This is a genomic window from Mucilaginibacter pankratovii, from assembly GCF_014773265.1.
Lineage (GTDB): Bacteria > Bacteroidota > Bacteroidia > Sphingobacteriales > Sphingobacteriaceae > Mucilaginibacter > Mucilaginibacter pankratovii.
On record NZ_JACWMY010000013.1, the window covers coordinates 73,478 to 85,320 of the forward strand.

The 11,843-nt window shown below is 41.1% G+C and carries 8 protein-coding genes; 1 reads left to right on the forward strand and 7 read right to left on the reverse strand.

What is annotated here, in order from left to right; translation table 11 throughout:
• Positions 1 to 462: 462 nt before the first annotated feature.
• From IDJ77_RS22425 to IDJ77_RS22450, 6 genes are all read right to left on the reverse strand, one after another.
• Positions 463 to 2,607: an FUSC family protein gene (locus tag IDJ77_RS22425; protein ID WP_191191224.1), complete on the reverse strand. Its 2,145-nt coding sequence runs from the start codon at positions 2,605 to 2,607 to the stop codon at positions 463 to 465.
• Positions 2,608 to 2,784: 177 nt separating this feature from the next.
• Positions 2,785 to 4,203 carry a M16 family metallopeptidase gene (locus tag IDJ77_RS22430; RefSeq protein WP_191191225.1) on the reverse strand — a complete coding sequence of 473 codons (1,419 nt, stop codon included), beginning with the start codon at positions 4,201 to 4,203 and terminating at the stop codon, positions 2,785 to 2,787.
• Between the two features lie 60 nt (positions 4,204 to 4,263).
• On the reverse strand, positions 4,264 to 5,589 hold the full coding sequence (locus IDJ77_RS22435; protein WP_224751195.1) for a M16 family metallopeptidase: 1,326 nt from the start codon (positions 5,587 to 5,589) through the stop codon (positions 4,264 to 4,266).
• Positions 5,590 to 5,975: 386 nt separating this feature from the next.
• On the reverse strand, positions 5,976 to 7,637 hold the full coding sequence (locus IDJ77_RS22440) for a protein-disulfide reductase DsbD family protein (protein ID WP_191191226.1): 1,662 nt from the start codon (positions 7,635 to 7,637) through the stop codon (positions 5,976 to 5,978).
• Positions 7,638 to 8,031: 394 nt separating this feature from the next.
• Complete coding sequence (locus tag IDJ77_RS22445; RefSeq protein WP_191191227.1) at positions 8,032 to 8,481, reverse strand: protein-disulfide reductase DsbD domain-containing protein; 450 nt, start codon at positions 8,479 to 8,481, stop codon at positions 8,032 to 8,034.
• Positions 8,482 to 8,513: 32 nt separating this feature from the next.
• A complete protein-coding gene (locus IDJ77_RS22450) occupies positions 8,514 to 9,584 on the reverse strand; it encodes a PLP-dependent cysteine synthase family protein (protein WP_224751196.1) in 1,071 nt (356 codons plus the stop codon).
• A 162-nt stretch (positions 9,585 to 9,746) separates the two neighbouring features.
• Between IDJ77_RS22450 and IDJ77_RS22455 the strand changes: the two genes are divergently transcribed.
• The gene (locus tag IDJ77_RS22455) at positions 9,747 to 10,211 is read left to right on the forward strand and encodes an Lrp/AsnC family transcriptional regulator (protein ID WP_191191229.1); all 465 of its coding nucleotides are present in this window, start codon (positions 9,747 to 9,749) and stop codon (positions 10,209 to 10,211) included.
• 260 nt (positions 10,212 to 10,471) lie between these two features.
• Here IDJ77_RS22455 and IDJ77_RS22460 read toward each other — a convergent pair whose 3' ends face one another.
• Positions 10,472 to 11,617, reverse strand: a complete 1,146-nt coding sequence (locus IDJ77_RS22460; protein WP_224751197.1) for a TlpA disulfide reductase family protein — start codon at positions 11,615 to 11,617, stop codon at positions 10,472 to 10,474.
• Positions 11,618 to 11,843: the final 226 nt, after the last annotated feature.

The window sequence follows — 11,843 nt, forward strand, 5'->3', positions numbered from 1 at the left end:
ATTCTGGAACACATTGATCATGTTAGTCTCTTGATTGTTAATTGTTATTACCTTCCATCAACGTAACTCGCTGCTCCAACGCGCACAGAACAGCTTGGTCAAGCCTCTCATAATATCCACACTCATTAACAGCCGCTATAAAAAAATGGAGAAACGGTTAAAGACAGCGATGGCGATACGTTTTATTGTGATGTGTTTATCAAAACTTAAGAAAGAGCTTGCTTCTAAGAGCTCTTTTTCTTAATTTTTAACTGAACTATAAAGAACGATAGAAGGCTTTCATCAAAGCTTGTCCGGATGATCCCCGTTTTTCATGTTTTTTAATTAAAAGCGGGATGCCGATGCAAATTGTAATGAAAACCACAAGCCCCCCAACTGCGGACTATATAATTTGCAGTACAACATTTTGTAGAATCATATTAAAAAGAATTATTCCTGATATGGTTAAAATCGACAATTTTATTAATTGTTATTAACCACCATTTCGGCATAAATATTTCCTAACTCTTCATATAGGCGTCTGGCCAAGTTCAATAAGAAATTAAAGCCAATTGAGGCTTCGGGCTGAATTTGACTCCCGGTTGCCTGTTTTTCAAAACCCGGTTTTAATCTTTTACTTTCTAACAAGTTTTCTGCTGACTTGAGTATCTCAACCGCGCACCCTACAGAAGTAGTTGCCTGCTTTGTGTATAGGTGTAACCGATCTGTCATGACAGGCCCAAACAAAGATGTCGCAGCCGAAAATAACTTATGTACTGTAACCTGGAAATTATAGATATGAAGTATGAGGTTTCTTGTTCCCGGCTCAACGCTGAATCGGCTGGCTGTTGCAGAAAGATCAGCAGAAGCCGAAAAAACATGATTCCGTAAATTTTGATATTTTACTTCATCAAACGTATGTCCTAACATACAATCATTAAAGTATTCGAGGTAACTGATATTTGCTTTTACTACCCCTCTTAATAAGGCATCTATTTGTTTAGATTCCCAATGGGGAAACAGAAACCCCGCAAGGAGCGATATTGTGCATCCGATTATTGTATCATAAAACCGTTCGAGAACCAGTAATGACAGACCACCATATAAAATGTGGATTCCCAATACTGCAATTCCGGTAACACAAATTACGCTAATCATGTAATTAACGCGCAAAAAGCTCAAATAACCCAGTAATAGGAGGATAACTAAGATGATTTGGGCCGTTGTACTCTGAACTATCAACATCAAACCCAACATCAAGAGAATACCGGATAATGTACCCAAGACCCTTTCAATATTGCGTTGACGTGTAGTACCATATAGCGGTCGCATAACGAAAACTATAGTGAGCAATACCCAATAATTGTACTTGCCTATCGGGAATGCTACCATTAGCAAATAAGTGACAACACAAACGGCGGCAAGCCGAATCGAAAATTTAAAGGTCAGGGAAGACCAAATCATTTTAGATTTCACTGTCTGTAAAACACTAATTATGTCAAAAATCAAAAATTGTTCCGCTACCTTTTCCTGAACACAATAATCATTGTGATCATTCTTTAAGGTAGCATTCTTCATTTTTCGCAGATGTTGTTCAATGTTCGTTAGATTGTTAATAAAACCACTCATTATGAGCTTGATATGGTCATCTAAAGAAGGTGTTAAAGCTTTTAAATCTTTACGAATCTCTTGAGAGCCTTTATCCGTCTCAGATGGAATAGCGTAAAACAGACCTGTTTTGAATGAGGTTCCAATTGAATCCATTTCACTGGCAATTAAAAGTATAGTATTTTTTATTTTTTGCAATAAGCCCGATTCTCCCAAAGTAGTGCGGATATGGTGGTGATCGTATTCTATTGATAAAACCTGTGCATGTAACGCTTTTATTTCTTTCGAAACGGCATGTATGCATTCAACCGATGAAGAATCATCGTTTCCGTAATGGCTGGTATAACTCTTGATCATATCATTTACCGCCTTTTGTTTTGCGATAACGATTTCGTGATACTTCAACCCTCTTTGATAACAAATGTCGATTGGTATCGTGGGGTCATAGAAAGCACCTTTATTCCGAAGAAATTGAGCTTCGGCACATACGAACTCACCAAGAGCGAAGCGGAGAGGCCGCTCCGGAGAAATAAAAGCAACTAATGAACTAACCACCAAATACCATACGCAGCCTAACCCGATATGCAAAGCAAAGACAAGCCCGTTACCCGGCCTAAGTCCCATGACGAACAAAACCAAAACTATAACGCTGGAACCTAGCAAATAGAGACGGCTCCCAAAAACCGCAATCATGGAAAACGAGAAGCAGCTTACGAGTAAAAGAATTGCCATTATTGTAGTATAATGGACCGCGTAACAAGAAATGAGGGCTATTATCGGTAACAGGACACAGGATATAGTCATAATTCTTACTCGGTCCTTTATCGTTCTAGGTTGATCCGGTAAGCTAGCCAACATCACACCCAGCCCGGAAGCTATGGCAATGCCGGGCTTATTTGTCCAAAAAAAGAATGCCGTAATAGATACAATTACGATAGTAGTTTTTAATGCCTCTATAAAATATTCACCCCAAATAAAATACCAGCATTTTACTGCAATTCCTTTTAATAATCTAAACATAAAAATTCAACATTAGGGATCTGTATTAACTTGCTATATTGATCACTGTCAAAACGTTATGCTGTCAAGGCCTCCTATTAAACTTATAGGCCTTCAGAGTCAACCTAAAAGTGATTCAAAACAAATATTATCATGTTAATTTTGAATCACCTTCTCTTATCATTTCGACGCGGCTAACTACTTAACAGCTACTGGTTGTGCGAACCGATCATATTCCTTCACTTCAAAGGGCAACCTTTTTAAATTTTCCCTGACCTGCCCGGCATTGCCAACAACGATTACGCGGGTGTTATCATAACCAAAATACTTTTGAGCAGCAAACTGGACATCCGCCACAGATACCGCGTTTATTTTTTGGAGGTAAGTCTGGTAATAATCCTTTGGCAGGTTATTGATTAAAATATTACGCGAATAAGAAGCGGTAACCTGCGGGTCTTCCATATTTAATGCAAACGAGCCGTTATACCGCGCTTTAGCATTCTTTAGGTCTTCTTCGGAAACCGCTTGTGAACGGATTTTAGTGATCTGGGCAAGAAACTCAGTCACCGCGCTATCTGTTTTCGCAGTTCGCACAGCTGCATTCGCCTTAAAAGTTTCCTGGAAACGGCCACTGCCTATAGTAGAATAAGCACCATAGGTAAATCCGCGCTTCTCGCGTAGTGATTTAAACAAATAAGCCTCAGCGCCACCGCCCAAAATGGCGTTGGCCAGTTTAGCTGCAAACAGATCAGGGTCGTTCAACTTCAGGGTAATCAGGTTGCTTACCGTAATTTCAGACTGAACCGCGTTCGGCATGTCAACCAGGTCAATCACCGTTTTGACCGGATTCTTTACAGTGGAAATTACAGGCAGGGCTAAATTACTTCCCTTCCAGGATACAAATAATTTCTCCGCCAGTTGTTTTGCCAAAGCAGGCTTAATGTCGCCAACAATAGTTAAATAGGATCTCGATGGCGTGATGTACTTGTTGTAAAAAGATTTCACATCATCGAGTGTAAGATTTTTTATTGTTTCTTCGGTGGAGAACTCTCCCATTGGATTGTCCGTTCCATAAAGTAAAGCATTAACCACTTGCCCGGAAACTGCTTTGACATTCCTGGACTCATTCTGTTTTCCTGTTAATGCCTGGGAGCGTAGTTTCTCAAACTCCTCATTTCTAAAAGCAGGTGTTTGCAGCCCCTGACTCAGTAATTCGAGAGCCTGTGGGAAATAACGGGTTAAGGCATCTGCTTTACCACCTGATGAGTTTAAGCTGACGTCAGCTCCGAGTTTGTCAACCGCCTCATCGAACTGGGCCTTGGGCATCGCCGCCGTCCCTTCATTCAGCATTTGCCCCATTAAGCCGTATGCTCCCGCCTTCTTACCTTCAGTTACCAGGCCAGCGTCTATGTAAAAACTGGCCGATACACGGGGCAAGCGGTGATCCTCCACTACAAGCACGATCATTCCGTTGGGGAATTTATAAATGACAGGATCTTTAAAAGAGATCACAGGTGCCGGGCCGGCCTCGGGTTGGTGTGTACGGTCAAAGGTAGTTTGTGCTTCAGCATAGTGACATAAGAACACGGCTAAAAGAATTATGATAACTTTTTTCATTGATTTTATTGCTTAAATAGCCTGCATTTACAGGCTAACCGATATGGATAAAACGAATTTTTAACTATTTTTTGCCGGTAGGTAATACAACACCAACCTGAAAGACGGCTGGAGATACTTAACAGCCGCGTTTCGGATATCTTCACGCGTGATGCTCCTGATCTGCTCCGGTTCCTGATTTGTGTAGGCTGTGTTTTTATGATGAAAAGTATAACCGTCTGCAAGATTCTCTGCAACACCCAATACTTTTGCATTAGTCGATATATAATTCTTCTCCAACTGGTTTTGGATCTTACGATAATCGGTTTCACTGATCAGATTGGTCTGCAATTTCACGACTTCTTCATCAATATCCTGAAGTAAGGTATGGAGTGGCGTGTTGTTATTGGGCAAAGCATAAGTAATATAAGCACCATAATCTTCCAAGGCGTAATTGAATGAACCTACCTGCAATGCTTCTTTCTTATCATCCACCAGTTTTTTGTAGAGCTTGGAACTAGCACCATTTGATAAAATGGTGGAGATCATTTCCAATATTTTAGAATCCCTGCTATCCATACCAGGCACCCGGTAGGTAGCCGAGATCATTGGCAATTGTATATTGGCATCATAAACCGTATCCACCAGTTGTTGGGTTATGGGCGCCTCTTCTACTTTGGTATATTTGATGGGCTCACTCTTAGGCACCTCTCCAAAATAAGTACTTATCAGGCCCCTGGCTTGGGAAATATTTATATCTCCGGCAATAGACAATACTGCATTATTGGGTACATAATATGTTTTAAAGAATGCCTGGAATTCGGAAAGTTTTGCCTCATCCAGATCGGCCATGGATCCTATCGGTGCCCAATTATAAGGGTGCTTTGGGAATATATTTTTAAAAATAGCGCTGATCAAGTTACCGTAGGGCTTATTATCTACCCTCATCCGCTTCTCTTCTTTAACCACTTCATTTTGGGTTTTAACACCGATCCCGTTAATAACGGGATGCAGCATACGCTCGCTTTCCAACCATAGGCCAAGCTTAAACTGATTTGACGGAAAAACTTCGTAGTAAAAGGTCCGATCCTGGGTGGTATTAGCATTATTCTCTCCGCCGTTGGCTGCTACGATCTTCATGAACTCTCCCCGCTTGATGTTATCCGTCCCCTCAAATAGTAAGTGTTCAAAAAAATGAGCGAAACCTGTGCGGCCAATTACTTCGTTTTTCGAACCTACGTGGTACATTACGCTCACCGCCACAACCGGTGCTGTATGGTCCTGATGCAGGATAACATGCAGCCCGTTAGGCATATCATATTCCGTGAATTCTACTTTTTGTGCCATAGACTGCTGACATAAAAACATGCCCGCAGTCCAGCACGTAAGTTTTTTTAATTTTAACATTATCATTTAATTTTAGTTGATGGGTAATAATTATCGATTAGTGTTTTCGCCAATCAGTAACGCCGGTCATTGTTACTGGGTACCCGGCACCCATGCAGTCATGCAAATCCTGACGATACCGGTATAAAACTTATATAATAAGCTCAAAGCTTGTTGGTTTTTAAAGAAAAGCACCTGCTTCAAAAGATGCTTTTACCTAATTACCTAACTATTAACTGATATAAAGAACGAATGAAGACTTCTTAACACTGAACGGGTACCCTAGTCCGTTTCATAAAGCATGAAATACGTCAATTTTCGATTTTAGTATGCTTTCATTTTCTTTCTTATTTATTTCCCCAAAATCTACATGGGGTATACCTTTCGTCAGGTGCCACTTAGGATATTTAACGGTAGGCCTTTAATCCCATCTCTAAGTAATTTAAATAGCCACTCGGGTCAAAATCTGCACCTTGGGGTGCAACAAGAAGCTGTTCCGTTTCAGGGTTTAGCAAAACATAAAAAGGTTGGGAATTCGCCACAAATTTTGATGTTTGAAGGTAACTCCATTTATTACCGATTGTCTTGATTTGACGGCCTTCCGGGGTGGCGGTTTGTTCACTGGTGGCAAGGTCTGTTTTGTCATCCACGTACAGCTGAATCAACACATAATCATTATTAATTTTTTTAAAAACCTGCTGATCTGTCCATACGTTAGCTTCCATCTTGCGGCAATTAACACAGGCATGCCCGGTGAAATCTATCATGACTGGTTTATGCATTTTTTTAGCATAAGCTATTCCTTCATCATAATCAAAAAATGGATTTAACCCTTTTGGTTTATCAAATAGTTCAGCGTATTTATGAGGCTTGTCATCGTTGATTGCATTACTTGTCCCCACAGCGTTGCCTCCTGGAGCATACAAATCAAAATCCTGAGTGGCTTGCGGCGGCAAAAAGGCGCTGATTGACCTAAGCGGAGCTCCCCATAAACCCGGTATCATGTACAGTGAAAAGCTGAGTACAATAATGGCCATAAAAAGCCTTGGGACGGCGATATAGGGCAGAGGACTGTCGTGTAAAAAGCTGAGTTTACCCAGCAGGTAAAAGCCCATCATGGCGAAGATAACGATCCATAGCACCAGGAAAATTTCACGGTCAAACCAGTGCCAATGGTATGCGAGATCAACATTGGACAGGAATTTAAGGGATAGCGCTAATTCCAGAAAACCCAGCACCACCTTAATACTATTCAACCAACCGCCTGATTTGGGAAGTGATTTTAACAAACTTGGAAACAATGCAAATAACACAAATGGCAGGGCAAGCGCTAATGCGAAGCCCAACATGCCTATGGCAGGCCCGAGCAGGGCACCCGTTGTGGCCGCCTGTACAAGCAGGGTGCCAATGATGGGCCCGGTACAACTAAAAGAAACCAGCGAAAGCGTAGCTGCCATAAAGAACAAACCTGCCAGGCCACCTTTATCGGAGTTTTGATCCATTTTATTAACCCAGCTGTTTGGCAGGGTAATCTCAAAAGCGCCCAGAAACGAAATGGCAAACAAAACAATTAACAAAAAGAAGCCAAAATTGAAAACCCCATTGGTAGACAAATTATTTAAGGCATCTGCACCAAATAACACGGTTACCAGCAAGCCCATCACCACGTATATAACGATAATACTGATACCGTAAATGGCTGCTTTTCCTGCGGCCCGTCCCTTTTCGCCGGATTTGGTAAAATAACTGACGGTAAGTGGCAGCATCGGGAAGATGCAGGGCATCAGCAAGGCAGCGAACCCTCCGGCAATCCCGGCAAGGAATATAGCCCATAAAGATTTCTTAGTTTCCTGATGATCCGCAACCTTGGTTATCTTTGCTTTAACCGTTGCGCTCTTCTTTTTAATTATTGCAGGTGCTGCCGCAGGTCCCTCTGTAAACTGTACGCCTGCAGGTGAAACCGTATCCTGTGCATACAAAACTCCATCGGTCAGTAACAAAAAGCAGAAAAGTACCGTTACGATTACAGGTTTAAAGTTATATCTTAATGTGTTTATCTTGATTTTCATACTCATTTTAGTTAGATAATTCCGCCAGGCTGATGAGATTTACCATTCCCGTGCTCAATAGTTCGTCCAGGGTCATGTGGCACTGAGCGGCACTTTTAAAACGATATTCAAGTACAATGGGCTGCCCGTAATTTCCCTGAAAGCTTATTCCGGTAAAGCGGTCAGCCGTATTTATACCCTGGAGTCCGAATATCGGAAAAACAAGATCCTCGGAGCCTGGTAACAATCTTATTTTCAGTATCCATATTCCGGAATGCTCCGCCTTTTGCACAGGTACCATTGACTGGCGAGCGGGGTTATGTACTGCACAGGATACCCAGCTGCCGCAAAATAACAGACAAAGGCATAGCCATGAATACCGGTTGGTAAACAAAAAATCCATGTTTTTTCGGTTTTACTTTACTATAATGCTGAATTGAATATCCTCAGGCGGAAGGCATTGTTTATCATTACAAGTCATGTATTCCAATTTGCCGCTAACGGTAGTTTGTTTTGCTTTGAGCTTTATCTTCTGTTGAAAAATAACCGACTTTTCAAAGAAACTTACGTCCATACCAAATACCTTTTCCATGCGTGTAATGGGTTTTGGTTCTGCCGTTTGGCCAATGGTTTGGTATTCTTTTGACGGATTAAACGAAATGGCGGTTTTTACCGGCCCACCGTCCTTTACAGTTTGCGAATAAACATGCCAACCCTCATCTATTGTAGCCTTTAGAAACACAACTGCTTCTGTTGGGCTTATTCTTTTGGACCCATAACTCCATTGAACAGGCGTAAGTATTTGCGCCATGGTTTTCAAGTTGAACAGCAGCATGATGATAGCCGCCAGGTAATACTTTTTCATTTTTTTATAACTTATGTATGCTAAATTTTATGTTATTCATTTATAATAATAGGAGCCGGTAACCGCGAAATAGGCTGGTAACCAGTAAACATTGTATCTGTAGATATATAACCTTCCTTTACGGGTTCATCATTAACCAAGTCGGTACTCAGGTATTTTTTATTGCTGTCACACAGCAGGGTGACTATAACAGCGTCTGCACCCATTTGTTCCTTTAATTTGATGGCCCCAATTACGTTGGCGCCTGATGATATGCCAACTGCTAACCCTAGCTCTCTCGAAAGCTTTTGTGCCATTATAATAGCATCACCATCATTAGCCTGCACCACTTCGTCCAGTTCATCCAATTTTATAATTGCCGGAATAAACTCATCAGAAATTCCCTGGATACGATGGCTGCCAACTTTGTAACCGGTGGTTAGTGTAGGGCTTTCCGCAGGCTCCAGCGGATGTATTTTCACCTTGGGATTCATCAATTTCAGATACTTTCCAATGCCCATTACTGTTCCACCTGTGCCTACCCCAGCTATAAATGCATCCGGCATTTTACCTTCCCCAGCCAGTTGTGTCCAAATTTCCGGACCGGTGGTCATCTCATGGGCTTCTGCGTTATACCTGTTTTCAAACTGCTTAGGCAAAAAATATTTACCAGAACCTCCAGCCAAGGTTTCAGAAAGCCTGATACTCCCTAAAAAGCCCCCGTCCACTTTACTAACCAGATGAACTTCAGCACCCAAGCTCTTGATGATATCCTGACGCTCCTTACTGAGCCAATCCGGCATCATGATAATCACATCGTGGCCCAGCGCTTTTCCAATTGCCGCGAAAGCTATACCTGTATTTCCGGAAGTTGCTTCAACAATCACATCGGACGCTTTAACCGCATTGTTTTTATAAGCCTGGTACATAATGTATAAAGCCATCCTGTCCTTCACGCTACCGGTCAGGTTATAATGTTCACATTTAACATAGATATTTCCTGCCCTACCTTTATAATTATATTGCAATTCCAGCATAGGCGTATTACCTACCAAATACCACAGTTGATTAAACTTATCTTCAAGGTCTATTAAAAAGGAAGGCAAAACCGCTATTGTTTTCATTACCATTTATAGTTTTTTATTCGAATAAAATTCATTATTTTCGATTATAATTACAATCATTTTTATATTTTCCATAAATTTTATGGTATTTAGTGTAATCATTATAATATTTTTCGGCTTGCGCGTTGCATTAACTCATTTTCTGTAAATAAACTCATTGGCATGTTGAATTCAGCATTAGATCCTACCGATCTGGAAATTTTAAGACTCTTACAAAGGGACGCTTCCTTAACAAACAAGGAGCTGTCTTATAAGCTTCATAAATCCATAGCCACCATACACGAGCGTGTCAGACGGTTAAAAGAGCAGGGCTACATCCAGCGAATCGTAGCGATATTGGACAGAAAGAAAATCGATAAGACATTAATCGCATTTAGCCAGGTACTCCTGAATGATCATACCGCCACCACGTTGAATACATTTGAAAAAGAAGTAGTCAAATTTCCTGAAGTGATGGAATGCTTCCAGATGACCGGAACTTTTGATTTTATCCTCCGTATTGCCACAAGGGACATGGAAGAATACCACCTTTTTTACAGAAAGTTGGCTACGCTGCCTAAAATAACCTCTGTTCAGAGTTTCTTCGTGCTGTCGGAAACTAAAAGCGACACGGCCTATCCCTTATAAATCGGTGATAGTAAATGATTAACCCGGTATCAAGAATCGGCATTAAATTTCAAAGAACGAACAGGTAGCGGCAATCGGTCCTTATGGCAACCGCCCCCTGATTTCAAGCTGCCATAGGCATTATATCTTAAACTTTCCTTTATCTTTAAAAAGAATCAAAATGATTAGTATAACTACAAGAATTACATCGGCAATAAATAACTGCGTATTGAAAAAATACATGACTTTTTGTAAATACAATTCATTGCAAAACAAAAAGATCACTTATGAAATATCTCAGCAAGTTTAGTGTTCAATTCCTCTCCCTTGATGTTGGTTGATATGATTTTACCTTCTTTGTCTAATAAAAAGTTCTGCGGTATAGCTTGTACACCGTACAGTCTTGCAGCCGCGTTGTTCCAAAACAGCAAGTCGGATACCTGTGTCCAGGTCAGCTGATCTTGATGGATGGCTTTTAACCAAGCATCTTTTTTTCCGGGCTGATCCAGCGAAACGCCAAGTACGGTGAAGCCTTTATCATGATATTGCTGATAAGCCTTAACGACATTAGGATTTTCGGCCCGGCATGGTCCGCACCAACTTGCCCAAAAATCAACCAATACGTATTGTCCCCTCAAACTGGACAGTTTCACCATGTTTCCTGAAGTATCGGCCTGTTCAAAATCAGGGGCGATCTTACCAATAGCGGTTATTTTTGCTGCGTTTATTTTTCGTTTGATATCTGCACCATAACTGGTTTTTTTATAATTCGCACCAAGCAACTGGTAAAGTGCCTCGCCCTTATTCATAGGTACGCTTGATATCATATTGTTTAGCAGGAAAATAGCAGTGAATGAGTTCGGATTTGCTTTTATGAAGGACGCTAAGCGGGAAGCTTCCAATGCATCATTTGCCGAAGCCAATTCCTTATAATCACTCATAACCTCCTTGTATTTCGGGTCTTTTTCTGTGAGAGTTTTTAAGAAATCAGCGCCATATTTTGTATTAAGCTGGTCCATTATCTTTTGCTGACCACCACCTGCTTTTGAAAATTCATGATACAACTTATTTTCCGGCGCATTCCCGATAACGGATTTCGCCAGGCCTTCAGCCCCTACGTTAATATCAACGGGAGCCGGCGAATTAACCAGGATGCTAAAAGGTGAATAACCGCCGTCTCTTTTGGCTTCGTACTTACTATAAAAATAATACATTGCCGGCCCTTTATAAGGCGCACTGAGCGTAAATGTACCGTCTGTTACCTTTACAGAGTCCGTCAGATCCCTGGTATAGATTACCATCATAGAGCCGTTATAAACGGCACCCGCTCTTCCTTTAAAAATGATGGTTTCCGTCGGTTTTTGTTGAGCCAAAGCAGTTAAACAACTGCACAATACTAAGATTAAGTATAAGCTGATTTTTTTCATTTTATTATTGATCTATTATTAATTTTTAAATATTCGTTTTAATACCCTTGCCATATACGGTTTAAGCTAGCCAGTATGCATATTATTCCACTTGTCATTCATTTCTTCGTTTACCCACCCTGTAAAGATCTTCACAGCCGGATCATTTGAAGATGTCAGCAAGTTTTTTACCCATCGCTTCGTCCGAGTCACCGCCTCCACCAAAGCGACCGATAATCGTGCCGTT

Bases quoted from the DNA above. Each gene is read 5' to 3' on its own strand.
- IDJ77_RS22425 (WP_191191224.1), bottom strand. From the start codon at position 2,607: ATGTTTAGATTATTAAAAGGAATTGCAGTAAAATGCTGGTATTTTATT.
- IDJ77_RS22430 (WP_191191225.1), bottom strand. From the start codon at position 4,203: ATGAAAAAAGTTATCATAATTCTTTTAGCCGTGTTCTTATGTCACTAT.
- IDJ77_RS22435 (WP_224751195.1), bottom strand. From the start codon at position 5,589: ATGTTAAAATTAAAAAAACTTACGTGCTGGACTGCGGGCATGTTTTTA.
- IDJ77_RS22440 (WP_191191226.1), bottom strand. From the start codon at position 7,637: ATGAAAATCAAGATAAACACATTAAGATATAACTTTAAACCTGTAATC.
- IDJ77_RS22445 (WP_191191227.1), bottom strand. From the start codon at position 8,481: ATGAAAAAGTATTACCTGGCGGCTATCATCATGCTGCTGTTCAACTTG.
- IDJ77_RS22450 (WP_224751196.1), bottom strand. From the start codon at position 9,584: ATGAAAACAATAGCGGTTTTGCCTTCCTTTTTAATAGACCTTGAAGAT.
- IDJ77_RS22455 (WP_191191229.1), top strand. From the start codon at position 9,747: ATGTTGAATTCAGCATTAGATCCTACCGATCTGGAAATTTTAAGACTC.
- IDJ77_RS22460 (WP_224751197.1), bottom strand. From the start codon at position 11,617: ATGAAAAAAATCAGCTTATACTTAATCTTAGTATTGTGCAGTTGTTTA.